Below are 20,073 nucleotides of genomic sequence, written 5' to 3'. Positions count from 1 at the left end.
CGCCCGCCGGGTACTCTCGAAGAGGTGCTCCGGCGGGCGGGGCGCCTGCTCCGGGATGTAGGTGACGCACGTGTGGTTCCGGCGTCGACGCAGGTTCAAGATGGAGCCGTACGACCCCGATGAGAACCCGTCGCGCGAGCCCGCCTCCGTCGAGGAGGCCGCCGAGGAGGGCCTGATGCTCGCGCAGTACGCGAGCCGGATGGCCGTGAAGAACCGTGTGCTGATGGACGGCCTCGGTGCTGACGTCCCCTTCGACTCGGGCCGCTACTCCGTCGTCGCCGCGGAGGAGCTCGAGAAGCTGGCGCGCGAGTCCGAGGCAGCCGCCGAGCGCCTGCGCGGCATCGCCGCCGACGTGACCTCGGTGGGCGGCCGCTCCGACCACGTGCACGACTACCGCTCGGCCGACGTCGACAACCTCGACCACCGCGAGCGGCTCTCGCTCCTGGTCGCCGACTCCCTCCACAGGCGGGCGCAGGACGAGGAGTACCTCGCGACGCTCGTCGACGACGCCCGTCAGGACGCGTGGCGCGAGCTCGCGCAGTCGATCGAGGAGACCCTCGACCGCACCTCGCGGATCGACCCGGACGACGAGGAGTACCGCCGCGACCGCTCGGTGCGGATGGCGCTCGTGGTCGTCGACGACCTGGTCAAGCTGGCGGAGGAGCGCGGCGTCAGCCTCGAGGACTGACGGGCTCGTCGTGGGACGCCGGGACGGGGCTCAGGCCCAGCCGGCGCGGAACGACTCGGTCGCCTCGGCGGAGCGCTCCCGGACCGACTCCAGCAGCTCCTCCATGGTGGAGCTGCGGAGGAACGCGAGGCGGTCGAGCTCGGTGACCGGTGCGACGCCGGCGAGCTGCCAAGCGTGCGCGGCCGGATCCTCGGCGAGCTCGACGACCGCGCCGTAGCGCTGCTCGACGAACTCGCTCGCGACCGCCAGTGCCGTGCGGACCGCCGACTCCGCCGCAGCCAGCGCGGGGGCGTGCTTCTCGTCCCACTCCAGATCGGGCAGCAGGCGGACCTCGGCGCGCGGGTACGGGTCGTCCTCGTACCAGCGGACGACCTCGAAGCGCTCCTCGCCCACGGAGTCGAGCGTGACGAACGACTCCGCCCCGTCGATGTTCAGGATGCGCGCGCGGGCGCCGACCGCGAACCGCTGGTCGCCGCCGCCCACCTCCTGGCCGCGCTCGATGAGCACGACGCCGAACGCGAGGGTCTCGTCCTCGAGGACGTCGCCGAGCATCCGCAGGTACCGCGGCTCGAACAGCCGGAGCGGGAGCGGCATGTGCGGCAGGAGCACGGAGCCGAGCGGGAACATCGGAAGATCAGGCACAGGATCAGGCAATCACGTCGAGCGGGGAGCGGCCAGTACGGGCGCGGCGCGTCGGGACGTGCTAGCGCATCGCGCCACCGTGTCGTCCGCTCGCGGATGCTCGCCACGCCCCGGACGATCTCCGACGGCCCGGCCTCACCCGCGAGGCGCCCACTCAGACTGGGAGCATGGATCTCGCTGACCTCCGCGCCGTCGTCCGCGCGGACCTGGCCGCCAAGGGCCACGCCTCCGACCGGCTCACCGTCCTCGTCCTCCGACTCGGGCAGTACTCGAGCTCTCGGAGGACCCGGCTCCCCCTCCACCTCGTCTACCGCCTGGTCGATCTCGTCTGGACCCGCATGATCGTCGGAGCCGAGCTGCCGCCGGCCGCTCAGGTCGGGCCCGGCCTGCGGCTCCCCCACTGGGGCCGCGGCGTGATCCTGCACCCGCGCACGGTCATCGGGAGGAACGCGTTCATCTACCACGGCGTCACCATCGGCGAGTCGAAGGGTCGGACGCCCGTCATCGGCGACGACGTCTACATCGGCGCCCGCGCGACGATCGTCGGGGACGTGACCGTCGGCGACCGTGTGCGGGTCGGAGCCGGCGCCGTCGTTGTCCGCGACGTCGCATCCGACTCGTCCGCGGTCGGCGTGCCGGCGAGGACCGCGTCGGCGCCGTCCTGAGGCACGGCCCGTCGGCCTGACGGGGCCGGACCGTCCGCTCCGACGAGAACGACATCAGGTGGAGGCCCGACCCGGCGCTGGAGAGGAGGAACCACCGCGGGTGGAGCGGAGTAGGGCGTACGGGACTTGAACCCGTGACCGACGGATTATGAGTCCGCTGCTCTGACCGGCTGAGCTAACGCCCCGCGGCGGCCGTCCGAGCGGCCGTCAGGTGGCGGCGGGTGCGGACGCTGCGTCGGAGGCCGGATCGGCCACCGGCTCCCCACGATACAGGCTCTCGAAGGTGCTGATCGTGCGGTTGATGTCGTGCGCGGCGACGATTTGGAGGGAGGCGCGCTTCATCGCCTCGAGGTCCTCCTGGTCGGCCGTGAGCACGGCGGTGAGGCGGTCGGCGAGGGCCTCGGCGCTGCCCGGCGCGAAGAGGTAGCCGTTCTCGCCGTCGTGGACGAGGTGCGGGAGGGCCATCGCGTCGGCGGCGACGACGGGGAGGGCCGAGGCCATCGCCTCCATCGTCGCGATGCTCTGCAGCTCGGCGATGGACGGCATGGCGAACACGGTGGCGCGCGTGTACGCCTCCTTGAGCTCGGCGTCCGAGACGTAGCCGGTGAAGCGCACGCGGTCGGCGATGCCGAGGGTCGCGGCGAGCTGCTGGAGGTTGCGCATCTGGTCGCCGCCGCCGACGATCTCGAGCTTCGCGTCGAGCGCCGGATCGAGCAGGGCGACGGCGCGGAGCAGGACGTCGATGTGCTTCTCGCCGGTCACGCGGCCGACGAAGAGGATCGAGTCGCCGGCGCGGGCCGAGAAGTCGGGCGTGTAGTTGTCGGCGTCGATGCCGCAGGAGATGGCGTGGACGCCCCGGAGGCCCGTGTACTTCTCGAGGAACTGCGCGGCCTTGCGGGTCGGCGTGGTGACCGCCTCCGCCCGGCCGAAGGTGCGGCGCGCGGCCCGCCACGCCATTGCCACGGCCTTGGCCTGCACGGCCTTCGGCAGGAGGGTGAACTCGAGCATGTTCTCGGGCATGAAGTGGTTCGTGCCGACGATGCGGATGCCGCGCTTGGCCGCCTCGATCCCGAGGCCGCGGCCGACGATGATGTGCGACTGGAAGTGCACGACGTCGGGCTTCACCTCGTCGAGGATGCGCGCGCTGTTCTGCCGGATGCGCCACGGCATCGCGAAGCGCAGCCAGTCGTGCGGGTACCAGCGCCAGCTGTAGAGCCGGTGCACGATGATCCGCTGGCCCTCGTGCGTCTCGACCCGGGTGCCGCTCCAGCCGTCGGCCGAGGGGGCGACGACGTGGACCTCGTGGCCGCGCTGCGCGAGACCGGCGGCGAGGCGCTCGGCGAACTTCGCGGCTCCGTTCACGTCGGGAGCGAAGGTGTCGCAGCCGATCACGACCGTCAGCGGTCGGGAGTCGGGCGATCCCGGTCGGGACGCGTCGCGGGGATCTGACACGGGAGGTCCTATCGGTGTCGTGCCGCTCGGGGAGAGAAGGGAGCGATCGGCGGAGGTCGGTCGGTTTCGTGGCTCTCGGCGCGGACCCATTGTAGGCAGAGGAGTCCTCACCACTCGGGATCCCGCGCCGTCAGCGCGCCTGCGGGTGGTGCTTGGCGAGGAGGAAGACGCCGTAGATGGCGACGGCACCGGCCGCGATGAAGAGCGGGATCGCCCACGGGGCCGCGTACTGCGCCTCTCCGAGCACGACGATGCCGATCGCGACGGCGACCAGCGGGTCGATGACGGTGAGGCCCGCCACGACGAGGTCCGGCGGGCCGGAGGAGTAGGCGTTCTGAACGAAGTACCCGCCGAGCGCGGTCGCGGCCAGGAGCGCCACGATGCAGACCACCGTCAGCGGGTCGAACTCGCCGTACTTGATGCGGTTGAGCACGACCTTCGCGAGAGTCGCGACGAAGCCGTAGACCACTCCGGCGCCCACGATGTAGAAGATCGCCTTCGCTCCGCGGCGGAAGACGCGGAAGGCGACGACGAAGACCGTGAGCACCACGGCGAGGATCACGAGGATCGTGATGAGCTCGGGCGTCTGGATGGACTTGTCGACCGCGTTGAACGCCGCTACGAGGACGAACGTGCCGACGCCTCCGACGCAGAGCACGATCGCCCGGATCGACGCCGCGTTCAGGCGCACCCGGCTGACCCGCGCGTTGACGACCGCGGTGATCACGAGCGCCACCGCTCCGAGCGGCTGCACCACGATGAGCGGGGAGAAGCCGAGGCTCGTCAGCTGGAAGACGATCGCGAGACCCAGGAGCAGGGTGCCGATCACCCACGAGGGGCGCGAGAGCAGCGCGACCAGCTGGCCGCCGCTGAGCCCGGAGGAGCCGGAGCGCTTCGAGAACCGCTCCACCTTCGCCACTCCCCGGTGCTGGAACTGCGCGCCGAGGGAGAGGAACACCGCGCCCACGAGAGCGATCGGGATGCCGATGAACTTCGCCGGGTCGTTGAGGAGTTCGGCGAGATCGGCGGGCATGGGTCGACCCTACCCAGAACGCCTCCGGGAGTCCTCCGACGCACGGGTGAGGGGCTGAGCCCAGCGGATGATCCTCGCGGACCCGGTCGGCGGCCCCGCGGTACCCTGTCCACCATGGCCGTCCTCCCCATCCGCATCGCCGGCGACCCCGTCCTGCACTCCCCCGCCGCCCCCGTCACCGAGTTCGACGATGCGCTGCGCACCCTCGTCGCCGACATGTTCGAGACGATGGACACCGCCCCCGGAGTCGGCCTCGCCGGCCCGCAGGTCGGCGTCCCGCTGCGCCTGTTCGTCTACGACTACGCCGACGACGACGGCACCCCCCGCCGCGGCGTCGCGATCAACCCCGAGCTGTTCGTCACGCCGACCCCGCTCGGCGAGGCGGACGAGGACACGGAGTCGGAGGGGTGCCTCTCCTTCCCCGGCGAGCGCTTCCCGCTCCGCCGCTCCGAGCGCGCGATCCTCCGCGCGGTCGACCTCGAGCAGGAGCCGTTCGAGATCGTCGCGGACGGCTGGTTCGCCCGCGTGTTCCAGCACGAGTTCGACCACCTCGACGGCGTGCTCTACATCGACCGCCTCGAGCACGACTACCACAAGCCGGTCGCGAAGATCACCCGGAAGCGCGGCTGGGGCGGCCCCGGCGTCTCGTGGCTGCCCGGCGTGGAGCACCTCGAGGACTGACTCAGGCCAGGTCGACCCCGTGCACGCCGTTGTGGTGGCGGATCGCGGGGAACGAGGCGGTGACGCTCCGGCCGACGCCGGGCGTCCGCTTCTCGGTCACGTCACCGCCGAAGAGGGCGGCCCGCTCGCGCAGCTCGGCGAGCGCGGGGCTGTCGATGCGCTCGGTGAGCGAGCGCAGATCCGCCTCGAGAGCGCTGGCGTCCTGCTCCGCAGCGCCGTGCTGCTCGCGGTCGTCGTCGACCTCCACCCGGAGGCCGGTGGTCGTCCATCGGGAGCTGATGCGGACCTCGGTCCCCGCGCCGCCGGTCTCCAGCGCCGAGTCGAAGGCGTACTCGAGCACCCGGAGCACGGCCACCTCGGCGCCGTCCTGCAGCGGGAACGGCTCGCCGAACGACTCCTCGCGGACGCTCAGGCCTCGCTCGCGGGCGCCCTCGATCAGGGGGACGGAGCCGCCGGTGCGCGGCAGCTCCCCCGGATCGACGGAGGCGACGGTCGCGATGCGGCGCAGCTGCGCCATCGAGGCCTCGGCCGCCCGCACTGCCCGCTGCGCCGACCGCGCGGCTGCGGCGGGGTCGCGGTCGATCGTGAGCCGGACGCTCTCGGCCTCCTCGACGACGTGCGCGGCGCTGCGGACCGCGAGCTGCTCGAGCTCGCCGACGATGCGGAGCCTCGCCTCCTGCTCGCCGACCGCCAGCTCGAGGCGGACGACGCGCGCCGCCTCCTCCGCACGGCTCTCGGCGGCACGGCGCTCGGCGCCGACGGCGCGGCGCCACAGCACGACGACCGCGACCAGGGCGATCAGGGCGAGGACGAGGACGACTTCGAGCACGACGGCCTCCGGGGGGGACGGGACGGGTTCGGCACAGGAGCGCCGGAGAGAGATCGTACCCGCGCCGCGGACAGCGGACCTGAGGCCGCGGAGGGGGTTGCGGAGCCGTACTCAGCCGTCGGAGCGCACGGAGCGGGTGACGGTGAAGCGGCGGTCGCGCGCCACCACCGTGGTCGGCCCGACCGCGCGGCGCAGCTCGGCCGGATGCGCGAGGTGGGAGTTGAAGACCGTCCACAGCACGCCTCCGGGGCGCAGCACGCGGCCGGCCGCGCGCAGCATGCGCCGGGCGACGAGGTCGGTGACGGCACCGTCGGAGTGGAACGGCGGATTGCAGAGCACGACGTCGACGGAGGACGCCTCCAGCGTCGAAGCGTTGTCGTCGCGGAGGACGCGGACGGCGAGCCCATTGGCCGCCGCGGTCGCCCGGGCGGACTCGACCGCGGCACGCGAGGTGTCCGTCGCGATCACGGCGAGGTCGGGGCGGGCCCGGGCCACCACGGCGGCGAGCACGCCGGTTCCGCAGCCGAGGTCGAGTGCGGTGCCCGGGGGGAGGGAGTCGAGATCGAGGGCGGCGAGGAGGGCGCGGGTGCCGAGGTCCAGTCGTGCACCTGCGAAGGCTCCCGGCAGTGCGACGACCTCGAGGTCGAGCTCGTCCAGACGGCGCCGCTCGGGCCCGGGCGCGGGCGGCTGGTCGGGGAGCGCGCCGCTCGCGAGCAGGGCGCGCGACTTCTGCCGGGCGAGGGAGACGTCGATCCGCTCGTAGCGCACGGCGAGCACGTCGTTCATCGTGCGGGTCATGTGCTTGATGCGGCCGGCGCCGATCAGGGTCGCCGCCGGGTTCGCGAGTGCGGTCCCGGCCGCGACGGCGGCCAGGGCGTCGAGTGAGCGCGGCAGGCGCAGGAGCACCGCGTCGGCGTCGCGGACGGCCTCCGCGACGGAGTCGACGATCTCGATCGGCGCGAGGTCGACGCCCGACCCCCGCACCGTCTCGAGATTCTGCGCCAGAGCGCGCTCGGCGGTGATCGAGTCCTGCACGACGCGCACGGCACGTCCGTCGGCGGCGAGGCCGAGGCTCAGCGCCCCGTAGGCGTCCCCGATCACGGCGAGGCGGCCGCGATCGGCGGCGAGGTCGAGCAGCAGGCGGTCGCTGGCGTCGACGGCGACGAGATCCGGCGCCTCGACGTCGGGGCGGCGGCGCAGGAGACCGAGCACGTCCTCGCGCATCGCGCCTCCGATCGTCGGTCCGAGCGGGTGGGCCCTCGAGAGCGACCGCTCGCGGGCACGAAAAAAGGGCCCGAGAGTGGAGTCCCGGACCCTTCGCTCCCCGACTTGGACTCGAACCAAGAACCTACCGGTTAACAGCCGATTGCTCTGCCAATTGAGCTATCGAGGATCATCCGACCACCCGGAGGCGATCAGCGCGGTACTACTTTAGCAAACTCTCCGCGAACGCAAAATCGGGCGCGCACTCAGTAGCCGGAGCCCGGGTCGACGCGGCCGACGAACGGCCCGCCGGCGGCACAGGCGGCCACGTTGGCGCGCACGCGCTCGGCCAGGAGCGGCGCGGTGATCTCGGGGGTGTCCGCGCTGTGGGGCGTGATCAGGCACCGGGGCTCGCTCCAGAGCGGATGCCCGTCCGGCAGCGGCTCGGGGTCCGTCACGTCGAGCGCGGCGCCCGCGAGACGGCCTTCGGCGAGGGCCGCGACGAGCGCGTCCGTGTCGACGAGGCTCCCCCGGGCGACGTTGACGAGCACGGCGTGGGCGGGGAGCCGCGCGAGCAGACCCGCGTCGACCATCCGCTCCGTGCCCGCGGTGGCGGCGGCGGCAAGGACCAGCACGTCGGCGTCCGCCGCGGCCTCGGCGAGCCGCGACGCCGGCAGGGTGCGGGCCGCGCCCTCCACCGGCTCGTCTCCGCGGCGGACGATCGTCACCCGGCAGTCGAAGACGGCGAGCAGCCGCAGGAGCTCGCGAGCGATCCCTCCTGCTCCGACGATCACCACGGAGGCGCGGTGCAGCGTGACCGCCTTCTTCGGCCCCCACGACGCGGCGCGCGCCCGCTCCGGCAGCGAGCGCAGGAGGGCGAGCACCAGCGCGAGCGCGTGCTCCGCCACCGGCTCCGCGTAGGCGCCCTTGGCGCTGGTCCAGACCACGTCCGCGCGAGACGCGGCGAGCACGGGCGCGAAGACGTCGACGCCGGCCCAGGGCAGCTGCACCCAGCGGATCGACGGGTGCTCCTCCAGCACAGCGGCCAGCTCGTCCGTGCGGCCGTAGGACAGCCAGAGCAGCGCGTCCGGACTCCCGTCGAGTCCGACGACCACTCCACCGCCCGACTCGACCGCCTCGGCGAACACCGGCTTCGGCCGCGGGAGCACCGCGACGCGCGGGACGGTCACTGGTCGGCCGCCTCGACGCGCTGCGCTCGGGAGGCGTCGAAGCGCTCGTACTCGGCGAAGGCCGCTCCGAGCTCGCGCACGTAGGGGTGCCGGGCCTCGATCAGCACGTCCAGCAGCGGCCCGTACGCGACGACCTCGCCGCCGACGAGCACGGCGATCCGGTCGGTCGCCCGGCTCAGCACGTCGATGTCGTGGCTGACCACGACGGCCGCGAATCCCTCCCGGCGCCGCAGGTCGGCGAGGAGGTCGACGATCGACTCGCGCACCGTCGCGTCGATGCCCGAGGTCGGCTCGTCGGCGATCAGCACCTTCGGCCCGAGCACGAGCGAGCGGGCCACGGCCACGCGCTGGCGCTGGCCGCTGGAGAGCTCGTAGGGGTAGCGGTCGAGCAGGAACAGCGGCAGGTGCACGGAGTCGAGCAGCGTCGCCACCCGCACCGCCGCGGCCTTCGGGTCGTAGTGGCGGTCGCGGAGGAAGATCGGCTCGGCGATCAGCTCCGAGACGGTCAGCTCGGGGCGGAGGGCCGCTCCGGCGTCCTGCGCGAGATGCGCGACGTCGACGGTGAAGCGCTTGAGCTCGCGGGCGGGGAGCGAGCGGAGGCGGTGCCCCGCGACCGTCGCGTCCCCTCCGATGATCACCGGGCGCGTGCGGCCTCCGTCGTGCCCCAGGCCGTCGCCGCCGAGCACGCGCGCGAGCGTGGACTTGCCCGAGCCGCTGCCTCCGAGGATCCCGAGCACCTCCCCCGGCTCCACGCGGAGGCTCACTCCCCGCAGCGCCGTCCACCGGCGGCTGATGCCGCGCGGCGGGTACTCGACGCTGAGGTCGTCGACGACGATGGGGGCCTGATCTTCGGCGGTCCGGCTCACGCCCGGCGCTCCGCCTCGACGATGCTGCGCAGGAGCTCGCGCCTCGAGGCCTGCTCGACCGGGTCGGGCACGGGCAGGGAGGCGAGCAGGCGCTGCGTGTAGGGGTGCTTCGGCGCGGCGAGCACCTCGGCCCCCGTCCCCTCCTCGACCAGCTCGCCGCGGTAGAGCACCGCGATGCGGTCGGCGAGCAGGTCGACCACGGCGAGGTCGTGGCTGATGAACAGCGAGGCGAAGCCGAACTCGCGCTGCAGCTCGGCGAACAGCTCGAGCACGCGGGCCTGCACCGACACGTCGAGCGCCGAGGTCGGCTCGTCGGCGATCAGCAGCTTCGGCTCGAGGGCGAGGGCCCGGGCGAGGCTGGCGCGCTGGCGCTGGCCGCCGGAGAGCTCGTGCGGGTAGCGGTCGCCGTAGGAGCGCGGCAGCTGCACCGCCTCCAGGAGCTCGTCGACGCGCGAGCGCGCCCCGGCGGCGTCGCCGGCCCGCCCGTGCACGATCAGCGGCTCGGCCACGCACTCCGCGATGGTGAGCAGCGGGTTGAAGCTCGACGCCGGGTCCTGGAACACGAAGCCGATGTCGCCGCGGACCGGCCGGAAGGCGCGCTCGCGGATGCCGCGCATCTCCTTGCCGAGGACCTTCAGCGACCCGCCGGTCACCGGCGTCAGGCCCGCGATGGCGCGCCCGATGGTGGTCTTGCCCGAGCCGCTCTCGCCGACGAGGCCCAGCACCTCGCCCGCTCGGATGCGCAGCGAGACGCCGTCGACCGCGACGAAGCCGGGACGGCCGAGCCGGCCGGGGTACTGGATCCGCAGGCCCTCGGCGGCGACGAGCGTCTCGGCCTCGGGGGCCTCGGCGCGCTCGACGGCGCGGACGCGGGCGCGCTCGACGCCCTGGCCCACGTGCGGGACGGCGGCGAGGAGCTTCCTCGTGTACTCGGCCTTCGGCGCCGAGAACAGCTCGGAGACCGTCGCCTCCTCGACCAGCTCGCCCTGGTACATCACGGCGACGCGGTCGGCCAGATCGGCGACGACGCCCATGTTGTGGGTGATCAGCACGATCGAGGTGCCGAACTCGTCGCGGCACCGGCGGAGCAGGTCGAGGATCTCGGCCTGCACGGTCACGTCGAGCGCGGTGGTCGGCTCGTCCGCGACGATCAGGCCGGGATCCAGGACCAGGGCCATCGCGATGACGACGCGCTGCTTCTGGCCGCCCGAGAACTGGTGCGGGTAGTAGTCGACCCGCTTCTCCGGCTCCGGGATGCCGACGGTGCGCAGGACGTCGACCGCGCGCTTGCGCGCCTCCTTCTTTGAGACGGAGCCGTGAGCGCGCAGTCCCTCCGCGATCTGCCAGCCCACCGTGAAGACCGGGTTGAGGGCGGTGCCCGGCTCCTGGAAGACCATGGCGACGTCGGTGCCGCGCAGCTCCCGGAGGCGGGCCTTCGGCACGGAGACGACATCGGTCGCCGCGCTGCCGTCCTTCTTCGAGAGCAGGACCACTCCGGAGGCGGTGGCCGTCTCGGGCAGGAGGCCGAGGATGGTCTTCGCGGTCACGGTCTTGCCGCTGCCGGACTCTCCGACGATCGCCAGGACCTCGCCGCGCTCGACGCGCAGGCTCACCCCGGCGACGGCGCGGACGGCGCCGCGGTCGCTCGCGAAGGCGACCTCGAGGTCGGTGATGTCCACGATCGGACGCGCTGAGGCGTCCCGGACGATGCGCTGGTCGCTCATCGCGTCTCCTCCACTTCGGCGACGGGGTCGTGCCCCGGCGTCTCCAGGCCGTCGGCGGCGAGGACGCCGCCCGGCACGACGGACGTCGCGGCGACGTCGCCGGCACCGGCGGCCACCGCGCGCCGACCGCGCAGGCGCGGGTCGGCGAGGTCGTTCAGGCTCTCGCCCACGAGGGTGATGCCCAGCACCACGAGCACGATCGCCAGGCCCGGGAAGACCGAGGTCCACCAGATGCCGCTCGTGACGTCCGACAGCGCCTTGTTGAGGTCGTAGCCCCACTCCGCGGCCGACGTCGGCTCGATGCCGAAGCCGAGGAAGCCCAGGCCGGCGAGGGTCAGGATCGCCTCGGAGGAGTTCAGCGTGAAGATCAGCGGCAGCGTGCGCGTCGCGTTCCGCAGGACGTGGCGGAACATGATCCGGGGCGTCGACGCTCCGATGACCTTCGCCGACTCGACGAAGGCGTCGCCCTTGATCCGCACGGTCTCGGCCCGGATCACGCGGAAGTACTGCGGGATGTAGACCACGGTGATCGAGACCGCCGCGGCGAAGATGCCGGCCCAGAGGTTCGACTGCCCGCCGGAGATGACGATCGACATCACGATCGCCAGCAGCAGGGTCGGGAACGCGTAGATCGCGTCGCAGATCACGACGAGCACGCGGTCGAGCCAACCGCCGAGGTAGCCGGAGACAAGGCCGAGGAAGACGCCGAGGAAGATCGACAGGACCACGGCGACGACGATCACGAGGAACGCGGTCTGCGCTCCCCAGATCACTCGCGAGAGGACGTCGTAGCCGCCGACGGTGGTGCCGAGCAGATGCTCCGCGCTCGGCGGCTCCTGCGCGCCGAACGACTCGCCGCCCGAGCGCAGCTGCGAGTATCCGTAGGGCGCGATGAGGGGCGCGAACAGGGCCACCAGCAGGAACGCGCCGGTGATGATCAGGCCGGTGACGAGCATCCCCCGCTGGAGGCCGACGCTCTGCCGGAGCTGGTGGACGACCGGCAGACGGTCGACGAGACGGCGGCGCGGACGCGCCGGGGAGGTGGTGCTCATGCTCAGTACCTCACTCGCGGGTCGATGAGCGCCGCGATGACGTCGACGATGAAGTTGGTCAGCGCCACGATGACGGCGAGCAGGGCGACGATGCCCTGCACGGCCACGAAGTCGCGGGCCTGGAGGTACTCGGCGAGCTGGAAGCCGAGGCCCTTCCACTCGAAGGTGGTCTCGGTGAGGACGGCGCCGCCGAGCAGCAGGGCGATCTGCAGGCCGATCACAGTGATGATCGGGATGAGCGCGGGCCGGTAGGCGTGGGTGCGGACGAGCCGGAACTCGCTGACGCCGCGCGAGCGCGCCGCGTCCACGTAATCGGTGCCGAGCGTGCCGATCACGTTGGTGCGCACCAGGCGCAGGAAGATGCCCGCGGTGAGCAGTCCCAGTGCGACGGCGGGGAGCACCGCGTGCGAGAGCACGTCCGAGATCGCGGCCGGGTCGCCGGTCTGGATCGCGTCGATCAGGTAGATGCCGGTCTTGTTCTCGAGGAACTGGAGCGAGAGCTCGGTGCTCGTCGAGGCGCGCCCGGCGACGGGGAACCACTTCAGCCAGACGGAGAACACCAGCTTCAGCAGCAGGCCCGCGAAGAACACCGGAGTCGCGTAGCAGAGGATCGCGAAGATGCGCAGCACCGCGTCGGGGGTGCGGTCGCGGTGGTAGGCGGCGAGCATCCCGAGCGGGATGCCGACCAGGAACGCCACGATCAGGGCGTAGAAGGCGAGCTCGACCGTCGCGGCGCCGTAGGTGAGGAGCACCTCGGTCACGGGGCGGTTGTCGCTCAGAGTGGTGCCGAAGTCGCCGGTCAGCAGCTTGCCGAGGTACTCGAGGTACTGCACGATCAGCGGCCGGTCGTAGCCGGCGGCGGCCACACGCTCGGCGAGCTGGTCCGCGGTCAGGCGGCCGCCGAGGGCCGCCGTGATCGGGTCGCCCGTGGAGCGCATGAGGAGGAACACCAGCGTCACGAGGATGAAGACGGTGGGGATGATGAGCAGGAAGCGGACGAGCAGGTAGCGCCCGAGTCCGCCCCCGGAGCCGCGCGGTCGCCGGGTGGGCGCCGTCGCCGCAGCCGTCGTGGCTGTCGTCACGTGATGCCTTTCGTGGAGAACGGCCGGCGCCTCCTGTCGGGGAGGCGCCGGCCGCGAGGGGGGTGGATCAGCCCTTGCTGAGTGCCGCGTAGCGGAACTTGAACGAGGCGTCGAGGGTGTCCTCGGCTCCGCTCACGGTGCTGCCGACGACCGCGACCTGCGAGCCCTGCAGGTAGGGGACGGTCGAGAGCTGCGCCGCGACCTTCTCCTGGATCTGCTCGATCAGCGCGGTGCGCGCGTCGGCGTCGGTGGTCGAGACCTGCTGTGCGATCAGGCTCTGCACCTCGGCGTCGTCGAAGTGGTTCGCGAGGAAGTTCTCCTTGATGAAGAACGGCGAGAGGTAGTTGTCGGCGTCGGAGTAGTCGGGGAACCAGCCGAGCTGGTAGGCCGGGTAGACGTCGCTCGAGCGGTCCTTCGAGTACTGCACCCACTCCGTGGTCTGCAGGTTCACGGTGAAGAGGCCGGTCGACTCCAGCTGGTCCTTGATCAGCGCGTACTCGTCGCCCGAGGACGGACCGTAGTGGTCGTTCGAGTACTGCAGGTTCAGGGTGACCGGAGCGGTGACGCCGGCGGCCTCGAGGGTCGCCTTCGCCTTGTCGGCGTCGGGCGCGCCGTTGCCGTCGCCGTAGAGCGACTTGAGCGGCTCGACCGCGCCGGTCAGGCCTGCGGGGACGTAGGAGTAGAGGGGGGTGTAGGTGCCCTTGTAGACCTGGTCGGCGATCTCGTCGCGGTCGATCAGGTCGGCGACGGCCTGGCGCACGGCGAGGGCCTTGGCGCTGTCGGCCTCACCGGTCGTCGCGCCGAAGGGCTGGGTGTCGAAGTTGAAGACGATGTAGCGGATCTCGCCGCCGGGGCCGTCCACGACCTTGACCGTGTCGTTGCCGCGGAGGTCGTCGATGTCCGTCGCCGAGAGGCTGCGGAACGCGACGTCGATGTTCCCCTCCTGGATGTCCAGCTTGAGGTTGGACGAGTCGGCGTAGTACTTGACGTTGACGGTGTCCGTCTTCGCCTCGCCGAGAACGCCCTGGTAGTCCGGGTACGCCTTGTACTGGATGAGGTTGTTCACGTCGTAGTTCGCGATCGTGTACTGGCCGGCGAAGGCGTCGCCCGAGACGATGTCGGCGTCCGCGGTCAGCTCGTCGGCCGAGAAGACCTCCTCGTCCACGATCGGGCCGGCGGGGCTCGAGAGGATCTGGGGGAAGGTCTGGTCGTTCTCGGACTTGAGCGTGAAGACCACGGTCGTGTCGTCCGGAGCCGCGACGCTGTCGAGGTTCGCCAGGAGCGAGGACGGGCCGTTCTCAGCCGCGATGCCGACCTGGCGGTCGAAGGAGAACTTCACGTCGGAGGAGGTGAGGTCGTGGCCGTTGGCCCACTTCAGTCCCTCCTTCAACTTCACGGTGTACTCCGTGGGAGCGGTGAACTCCGCCGACTCGGCGATGTCGGGCTCGACGTCCGGGCTGCCGTACGGGGTGTTCATCAGGAACGGGAACACCTGGTTCATCACGGCGAACGAGCCGTTGTCGTAGGAGCCCGCGGGGTCGAGCGTCGTGATCTTGTCGGTGGTGCCGATGGTCAGGGCCCCTCCGGCGCTGCCGCCGGACGAGTCGTTCCCGCCGGCGGCGCAGCCCGTCAGCACGAGCGCGACCGCGGCGAAGCCTGCGGCGGCGGCCAGTGCGCGGGTGCCGCGAGTGGATGCGGAATTCATCTCCGTCTGCCTCTTCCTGTCAAGGATGGGATGCGGGCGCGCTCCGGGCGCGCGGACTCTCGGCACACAGATCTCCTGTGGGCTGTGGCGTCACGACACTGGACGCCCGCATTGCTGTTCCTCATAGGTAACACAGTTGGAAGCGCTCTCCGAACCGGCACGGGCGTGCGGCCGATTTCTTCACACGACCGCAACACGCTCACTCCGTGCGCAGCGCCCGCTTCTCGCGCTCGAGCTCGACCAGGCGCACCTGCACCGCGCGCGCCATCACCGGATCGGCGGACGCGCGCTGGAGCGCCCCGCGCAGCTCGGCGATCTCGCGGAGCAGGTCGCGCTCGATGAGCGAGATCGCCACGTCGCGGGAGTAGCGGGCGAGCCCCTCCTCGTCGGCGGCCGGGATCGGCGCCACCGCGAGCTGGCGCACCAGCGAGGCGAAGGGGCCGGGGACGTCGTCGGCGACGTGCTCGACCCAGTCGCGGTCCTCCGCCCGCTCGAGGTTCGCGACCACGGCGTCGCGGACCACGCGGAGGGTCTCGTTGGTGACCGCCGCGTGCGCCGCCCGGGCCAGGAGCTCCGGACCCATCGCCTGCGGAAGCTGGAGCATCGCCATCAGCGCCTCGCGCTCGATGCGCGTGACGACGTCGACGGGGAGGTCGGCGATGCGCGCGCCGAGGGGCGCCTCGGCCGCGGACGATTCGCCGCCGCCCCGCCCGCCCTGCTGGTCGCGGCCCTCGGGTCCGGAGGAGCGGGGCCGGGATCCGGCGGAGCGCACGGCGGAGTTGACCTCGGCCATGTCCAGGCCGAGCATCCGGGCGAGCTCGCGGGAGTAGCCGGGCCGCAGCGCCGGGTCGCGGATCTCGGCGACGACCGGGGCGGCCGCGCGCAGGGCCGCGATCCGGCCCTCGACCGTCTCGAGGTCGTAGCGGTCCAGCAGCTGCCGGATCACGAACTCGAACATCGGCTTCTTGTCGTCGATGAGGCGGCGGACGGCGTCGTCTCCGCGGTTCAGGCGGAGGTCGCAGGGGTCCAGGCCCTCGGGCGCGACGGCGACGAAGGTCTGCGCGGCGAAACGGTGCTCCTCCTGGAACGCGCGCATCGCCGCCTTCTGGCCCGCCGCGTCGGGGTCGAAGGTGAAGACGACCTCGCCGACGCCGCTGTCGTCGCCCAGCACCCGGCGCAGCACCTTGATGTGGTCGACGCCGAAGGAGGTGCCGCAGGTGGCGACCGCGGTGGTGACGCCGGCGAGGTGGCAGGCCATGACGTCCGTGTAGCCCTCGACGACGACCACTCGGTGCCCGCGGGAGATGTCCCGCTTGGCGAGGTCGAGCCCGTAGAGCACCTGGGACTTGTGGTAGACGGGCGTCTCGGGGGTGTTGAGGTACTTGGGGCCCTTGTCCTCCTCGAGGAGGCGGCGGGCGCCGAAGCCGACGGTCTGGCCGGTCACGTCGCGGATCGGCCAGACGAGGCGGCCGCGGAAGCGGTCGTAGACGCCGCCGCGGTTGTTGCTGCTGACCAGGCCGGCCGTGGTCAGCTCCTCCTCCGAGAAGCCGCGGCGCTTGAGCGCGGTGGTGAGCCCGTCCCAGCCGTCGGGTGCGAAGCCGACGCCGAAGCGGTCGGCGGCGGCGCGGTCGAAGCCCCGCTCGCCGAGGAAGCGCCGACCGACGTCGGCGCCCGGGGTCGCGAGCTGCTCGCGGAAGTACTCCTCCGCGGCGTCGTTCGCGGCGAGGAGGCGCGCTCGCCCGCCGGTCTCGGGCGCGCGGCCGTCGCCGTCCTCGTACTGCAGCGGGAAACCGATCCGCCCGGCGAGGCGCTCGACGGTCTCGCTGAACGAGCTGTGGTCCATCTTCATGACGAAGCTGTAGACGTCGCCCGACTCCTGGCAGCCGAAGCAGTGGTAGAAGCCGGCCTGCGGGCGGACGTGGAAGCTGGGGCTGCGCTCGTCGTGGAAGGGGCAGAGGCCCTTCAGCGAGCCGATGCCGGCCGACTTCAGCGTGACGTACTCGCCGATCACGTCGCCGATGTTCACCCGCGCCTTGACCTCCTCGACATCTGACTGTCGGATCCGAGGCATGGGGTCCATCGTATCGGCCGCCGGGGCCGCCGAGCCGGGGTGGGGAGAACTGCACCAGGGCGGCGCGGATCACCCCAAGACCTGTGATCCACCCGCACCCCGAGATCAGGGTCATCCCTGATCCGCACCCGCCCGCCGTCTCCGAGAATCGACCCATGCCCCCTGCCGCCTCCCGCCCGCCTCTCCTGCGTGCTCTGCTCGTCGCCCTGCTCGGCGGTCTCGTCCTGGGCGGGCTCACCAGCCTGCTGCAGGGCTTCCTCCCGCCGTCGGTGAGCTCGTTCGCCAACTCCTCCGGGGGCTGGTCCATGCTCGTGTTCGCGCTCGTGCGCCTCGGCGGCGCCCGACCGGCAGCGGGGGCCGCGCTCGGCCTGCTGAGCTTCTGGGCGCTTCTCGAGGGCTACGACCTGGTGACCGCGGCGCGCGGCTTCGGCTACTCGCCTCCCTTCACGGACGTCTTCTGGCTGCTCGCCGTCCCCGCCGGGCCGATCCTGGGCGCCGCCGCCGCACTCACCCTCCACGGCTCGAGGACGTGGCGCGTCCTGGCCGTCGCGCCGCTCTCGGGCGTGCTGATCGGCGAGGGCGTCTGGGCGCTGGGCGCGGTCGCCGACACCACGAGTCCGGTGTACTGGTGGCTCCAGATCGTCCTGGGCGCGGGCTTCCTCGTCCTGGCCGTCGTGCGGAGGAGGCCTCGGGCACTCGTCTCGCTCGCGGCGCTCGGCGTCACCGCGGCGGCCGCCGTCGCCTTCTCCGTCGTCTACTCCGCGCTGTGAACCGCTCGAGAGGGTCGTCGCGGACCCTCCGCGCACTCGCGAGTTCCGCCCTCCTCCTGGCCCTCGCAGGGTGCACCACCACGGCGGACACCCCGGTCGCGCCGCCGTCGTCCGCCTCGGTGCCGTCGTCGGTGTCCTCCGCCACCCCTCCTCCGATCGACGTCTCCGCCGAGCTGGCCGCGCTCGAGAACGAGTTCGACGCCCGGATCGGCGTCAGCGCCGTCGACACCGGCTCGGGCCGCCGGGTCCATCACCGGGCCGACGAGCGCTTCGGCTTCGCCTCGAGCCTCAAAGCCCTCGCCGCAGCGGAGTTCCTGCGCACCGTCCCCGCCGCCGAGCGGGACGAGGTGGTCACCTGGACCGTCGCCGACGTCGAGGCGGCGGGCTACTCCCCCGTCACGGAGGAGAGCACCGCCACCGGCCTGCCGCTGTCGCAGCTCGCCGAGGCGGCCGTCCGCCGGAGCGACAACACAGCGCTGAATCTCGTCCTCCGGCGCCTCGGCGGACCCTCCGCCCTCGACCGTGGACTCGAGGCTCTCGGCGACACCACCACCGAGGTGGTGAACGAGGAGCCCGCTCTGAACACGATCGAGCCCGGCAGCATCGACGACACCACCACCCCGGCCGCGTTCACGGCGGACCTCGCCGCGGTCGCCACAGGTGACGTGCTGTCCGCGGAGGACCGGGCGCTCCTGCTCGACTGGATGAGCGGCAACGCGACCGGCGACACTCTCGTCCGGGCGGGCGCTCCGGCCGGCTGGAGCGTCGCGGACAAGTCCGGGGGCGCCGGCGGGATCCGCAACGACGTCGCCGTGGTGACGCCTCCCAGGCGGGACGCGGTCGTGCTGTCGATCCTCTCGACGCGCAACGACCCCGAGGCGGACTACGACGACGCGCTGGTCGCCCGCGCCGCGGCCGTCGTGCTGGGAGCCCTGCGGTAGCGTCCGCCCGGCGTCAGCAGTGCCGGTTCACGTAGCCCGGTGCGCCACGGGGGACGACGTCGCGGTCGCGGAGGGTGACCGAGATGCTCCGGCCCTGCGCGGCGCAGGCCTCGGAGTAGGCGGACCGGCCGTTGTCGGTGTACTCGATCTCGTAGACCTGGCGCCCGTAGACGTCCGTGTACGCCGCGCACTCGTCGTAGACCTGGCACTCCTCGACGACGGCGAAGTCGAAGCCGACCGTCCTCTTCCCGGCAGCGGCGAGATCGGCTCCGTTCTTCTGGCCGATCGCCAGGCCGGAGCGGTGAGCGCGCGCCGTCAGGAGGGTGGCGAACGCCAGCGCCTGCGACTTCGTCAGCCTCCCGCCCGAGCGGGTGTAGCTGTCCAGATTGTCGGCCTCGACGGCGTCGAAGCCGTCCTCGGCGCATCCGTCGATCCAGGCGCCGACGATCGCGAGCAGAGCGGTCCGCTTCGCGGAGGTCGAGACGTCGAAGAGGTACTCGTCCGGCCAGCCCGGATCGGCGAGGGGCTTCCCGTCCGCTCGCCTCACCAGGAGCTCGGGGTGCCGCTTCGCGAAGGCGGCGCTCTCGCCGGGCTGGGTCTGGAAGGCGTTCACGTAGCAGATGCTGTAGCGGCCGGCGGCGGGCGCGTCCGTGCGGTCGCGGTCGACGATGGTGACGCTCGACGCCGGAGCGTAGGCGCCTCCCAGCTGGTAGTCGAGGACGCCGTTCGCGGGAGGGAGCAGCGGTGCCGCCGAGGCCGCGGCGGGCTGGACCAGCAGCAGCCCCGCGACGACCAGGGCGAGGAGGCCGAGACGCGGCCGACGCAGTCTCATCCGGGAGCTCCCGGCGTGCGCCCTGCGGCTCGCACGCCCGTGGCCGCCGGCAGCGCGCCGAGTGCGAGCTCGCCGATCACCGCGATGCGGTCCGCCGGTGCTCCGTCGCGGGCCTGCGTCGACATCCCGCTGAGCACGGCGACGACGAAGGCGGCGACGGATCCGGCGTCCGTCTCCGGCGGCACGTCGCCCTCCTCGATCCCGCGTTCGACCCGGGCAGCGACGAGCGCCTCCATCTCGCGGTGACGGGCCTCGAGCCGCGGCTCGCTCAGCACGAAGCAGCCGGCAGGAGTGCCGGGCGCGGAGTACCCCTCCGCGCTGACGCGGACGACGGCGGCGACGGCCTCGCGCGCCGTCGGCCGGTGCGAGTACAGCATCGGCTTGCTCATCCCCGACCGTGCCGCGATGCGGTCGACCCGCGCTCCCGCCAGCCCGTGCGCCGCGAACTCCTCCGTCGCCGCCTCGAGGATCCGCTGCCGTGTCCGCTCCGCTCCCACGCCCTCACCGTACCCGCCGCCCCGCGCCCCTCCGCGCCTCGCGGTGCGGCGGGTACGGTGAGGGCGTGGGAGCGGAGCGGACACGGCACCGGATCCTCGAGGCTGCCACGGAGGCGCTGCCGACGCACAGGCTCGCGGCCGCGCGGGTCC

The 20,073-nt window shown here is 72.5% G+C and carries 19 protein-coding genes and 2 tRNA genes; 5 read left to right on the top strand and 16 right to left on the bottom strand.

The features are described 5' to 3' along the window. Positions 1-100 precede the first annotated feature (100 nt). Complete coding sequence (locus tag C5C56_RS12750; RefSeq protein WP_104223455.1) at positions 101-688, top strand: hypothetical protein; 588 nt, start codon at positions 101-103, stop codon at positions 686-688. 30 nt (positions 689-718) lie between these two features. Here C5C56_RS12750 and C5C56_RS12745 read toward each other — a convergent pair whose 3' ends face one another. Further along, positions 719-1,330 carry an LON peptidase substrate-binding domain-containing protein gene (locus tag C5C56_RS12745; RefSeq protein WP_244229436.1) on the bottom strand — a complete coding sequence of 204 codons (612 nt, stop codon included), beginning with the start codon at positions 1,328-1,330 and terminating at the stop codon, positions 719-721. Between the two features lie 167 nt (positions 1,331-1,497). On the opposite strand from C5C56_RS12745, the gene C5C56_RS12740 reads away from it, so the two are divergent. Further along, positions 1,498-1,995 carry a DapH/DapD/GlmU-related protein gene (locus tag C5C56_RS12740; protein WP_104247517.1) on the top strand — a complete coding sequence of 166 codons (498 nt, stop codon included), beginning with the start codon at positions 1,498-1,500 and terminating at the stop codon, positions 1,993-1,995. A 111-nt stretch (positions 1,996-2,106) separates the two neighbouring features. Here the strand turns inward: C5C56_RS12740 and C5C56_RS12735 are convergent. From C5C56_RS12735 to C5C56_RS12725, 3 genes are all read right to left on the bottom strand, one after another. Next, a tRNA-Ile gene (locus C5C56_RS12735) sits at positions 2,107-2,180 on the bottom strand. Between the two features lie 22 nt (positions 2,181-2,202). Next, positions 2,203-3,447 carry a glycosyltransferase gene (locus tag C5C56_RS12730; RefSeq protein WP_258063521.1) on the bottom strand — a complete coding sequence of 415 codons (1,245 nt, stop codon included), beginning with the start codon at positions 3,445-3,447 and terminating at the stop codon, positions 2,203-2,205. A gap of 130 nt (positions 3,448-3,577) precedes the next feature. Next, entirely contained in the window at positions 3,578-4,480 is a 903-nt protein-coding gene (locus C5C56_RS12725; RefSeq protein ID WP_104234188.1) for a DMT family transporter, read from the bottom strand. Positions 4,481-4,594: 114 nt separating this feature from the next. Here C5C56_RS12725 and def point away from each other — a divergent pair, with 114 nt between their 5' ends. Next, a complete protein-coding gene (gene def, locus C5C56_RS12720) occupies positions 4,595-5,161 on the top strand; it encodes a peptide deformylase (RefSeq protein WP_104223450.1) in 567 nt (188 codons plus the stop codon). Position 5,162: 1 nt separating this feature from the next. Here def and C5C56_RS12715 read toward each other — a convergent pair whose 3' ends face one another. The 10 genes from C5C56_RS12715 to dnaG form a co-directional block, all read right to left on the bottom strand. After that, on the bottom strand, positions 5,163-5,990 hold the full coding sequence (locus tag C5C56_RS12715) for a hypothetical protein (protein WP_104319732.1): 828 nt from the start codon (positions 5,988-5,990) through the stop codon (positions 5,163-5,165). A gap of 111 nt (positions 5,991-6,101) precedes the next feature. After that, positions 6,102-7,214, bottom strand: coding sequence for a class I SAM-dependent methyltransferase (locus tag C5C56_RS12710; RefSeq protein ID WP_104319731.1), 1,113 nt, complete (start codon positions 7,212-7,214; stop codon positions 6,102-6,104). A 96-nt stretch (positions 7,215-7,310) separates the two neighbouring features. Next, positions 7,311-7,383, bottom strand: a tRNA-Asn gene (locus tag C5C56_RS12705). A gap of 76 nt (positions 7,384-7,459) precedes the next feature. Then, entirely contained in the window at positions 7,460-8,383 is a 924-nt protein-coding gene (locus tag C5C56_RS12700) for an NAD(P)-dependent oxidoreductase (protein WP_258064092.1), read from the bottom strand. Continuing rightward, entirely contained in the window at positions 8,380-9,249 is an 870-nt protein-coding gene (locus tag C5C56_RS12695) for an ATP-binding cassette domain-containing protein (protein ID WP_167305248.1), read from the bottom strand. Before C5C56_RS12695 ends, C5C56_RS12700 begins: the two co-directional genes overlap by 4 nt. Continuing rightward, the gene (locus tag C5C56_RS12690; RefSeq protein WP_104308348.1) at positions 9,246-10,973 is read right to left on the bottom strand and encodes an ABC transporter ATP-binding protein; all 1,728 of its coding nucleotides are present in this window, start codon (positions 10,971-10,973) and stop codon (positions 9,246-9,248) included. The genes C5C56_RS12695 and C5C56_RS12690 overlap by 4 nt, the downstream gene beginning before the upstream one ends. Beyond that, a complete protein-coding gene (locus C5C56_RS12685) occupies positions 10,970-12,025 on the bottom strand; it encodes an ABC transporter permease (RefSeq protein ID WP_104319730.1) in 1,056 nt (351 codons plus the stop codon). The genes C5C56_RS12690 and C5C56_RS12685 overlap by 4 nt, the downstream gene beginning before the upstream one ends. Positions 12,026-12,027: 2 nt before the next feature. After that, positions 12,028-13,107, bottom strand: coding sequence for an ABC transporter permease (locus tag C5C56_RS12680; protein WP_104223444.1), 1,080 nt, complete (start codon positions 13,105-13,107; stop codon positions 12,028-12,030). Positions 13,108-13,174: 67 nt separating this feature from the next. Continuing rightward, positions 13,175-14,812 carry an ABC transporter substrate-binding protein gene (locus C5C56_RS12675; protein WP_104223443.1) on the bottom strand — a complete coding sequence of 546 codons (1,638 nt, stop codon included), beginning with the start codon at positions 14,810-14,812 and terminating at the stop codon, positions 13,175-13,177. Between the two features lie 199 nt (positions 14,813-15,011). Then, entirely contained in the window at positions 15,012-16,883 is a 1,872-nt protein-coding gene (dnaG, locus tag C5C56_RS12670; RefSeq protein ID WP_104269262.1) for a DNA primase, read from the bottom strand. A 155-nt stretch (positions 16,884-17,038) separates the two neighbouring features. On the opposite strand from dnaG, the gene C5C56_RS12665 reads away from it, so the two are divergent. Together C5C56_RS12665 and bla are read left to right on the top strand one after the other, a co-directional pair. Further along, positions 17,039-17,653: a DUF6518 family protein gene (locus C5C56_RS12665; protein ID WP_181137604.1), complete on the top strand. Its 615-nt coding sequence runs from the start codon at positions 17,039-17,041 to the stop codon at positions 17,651-17,653. Next, a complete protein-coding gene (gene bla, locus C5C56_RS12660; protein ID WP_104319729.1) occupies positions 17,650-18,594 on the top strand; it encodes a class A beta-lactamase in 945 nt (314 codons plus the stop codon). The genes C5C56_RS12665 and bla overlap by 4 nt, the downstream gene beginning before the upstream one ends. 13 nt (positions 18,595-18,607) lie before the next feature. Here bla and C5C56_RS12655 read toward each other — a convergent pair whose 3' ends face one another. Together C5C56_RS12655 and C5C56_RS18335 are read right to left on the bottom strand one after the other, a co-directional pair. After that, the gene (locus tag C5C56_RS12655; protein WP_104247510.1) at positions 18,608-19,426 is read right to left on the bottom strand and encodes an endo alpha-1,4 polygalactosaminidase; all 819 of its coding nucleotides are present in this window, start codon (positions 19,424-19,426) and stop codon (positions 18,608-18,610) included. Beyond that, entirely contained in the window at positions 19,423-19,923 is a 501-nt protein-coding gene (locus C5C56_RS18335; RefSeq protein ID WP_181027184.1) for a TetR family transcriptional regulator, read from the bottom strand. The genes C5C56_RS12655 and C5C56_RS18335 overlap by 4 nt, the downstream gene beginning before the upstream one ends. Between the last annotated feature and the right edge of the window lie 150 nt (positions 19,924-20,073).

This window comes from Rathayibacter sp. AY1D1 (assembly GCF_002932635.1).
In the GTDB taxonomy this organism is placed as follows: domain Bacteria; phylum Actinomycetota; class Actinomycetes; order Actinomycetales; family Microbacteriaceae; genus Rathayibacter.
Note: the sequence above shows the minus strand (reverse complement) of the source record. Positions and strands in the feature narration are given on the sequence as shown.

Excerpts from the sequence above, each read along its gene's own strand:
- C5C56_RS12675 (WP_104223443.1), bottom strand. The coding sequence starts at position 14,812 with ATGAATTCCGCATCCACTCGCGGCACCCGCGCACTGGCCGCCGCCGCA.
- C5C56_RS12690 (WP_104308348.1), bottom strand. The coding sequence starts at position 10,973 with ATGAGCGACCAGCGCATCGTCCGGGACGCCTCAGCGCGTCCGATCGTG.
- C5C56_RS12710 (WP_104319731.1), bottom strand. The coding sequence starts at position 7,214 with ATGCGCGAGGACGTGCTCGGTCTCCTGCGCCGCCGCCCCGACGTCGAG.
- C5C56_RS12655 (WP_104247510.1), bottom strand. The coding sequence starts at position 19,426 with ATGAGACTGCGTCGGCCGCGTCTCGGCCTCCTCGCCCTGGTCGTCGCG.
- def (WP_104223450.1), top strand. The coding sequence starts at position 4,595 with ATGGCCGTCCTCCCCATCCGCATCGCCGGCGACCCCGTCCTGCACTCC.
- C5C56_RS12740 (WP_104247517.1), top strand. The coding sequence starts at position 1,498 with ATGGATCTCGCTGACCTCCGCGCCGTCGTCCGCGCGGACCTGGCCGCC.
- dnaG (WP_104269262.1), bottom strand. The coding sequence starts at position 16,883 with ATGCCTCGGATCCGACAGTCAGATGTCGAGGAGGTCAAGGCGCGGGTG.
- C5C56_RS12725 (WP_104234188.1), bottom strand. The coding sequence starts at position 4,480 with ATGCCCGCCGATCTCGCCGAACTCCTCAACGACCCGGCGAAGTTCATC.
- C5C56_RS12665 (WP_181137604.1), top strand. The coding sequence starts at position 17,039 with ATGCCCCCTGCCGCCTCCCGCCCGCCTCTCCTGCGTGCTCTGCTCGTC.
- C5C56_RS12750 (WP_104223455.1), top strand. The coding sequence starts at position 101 with ATGGAGCCGTACGACCCCGATGAGAACCCGTCGCGCGAGCCCGCCTCC.
- C5C56_RS12685 (WP_104319730.1), bottom strand. The coding sequence starts at position 12,025 with ATGAGCACCACCTCCCCGGCGCGTCCGCGCCGCCGTCTCGTCGACCGT.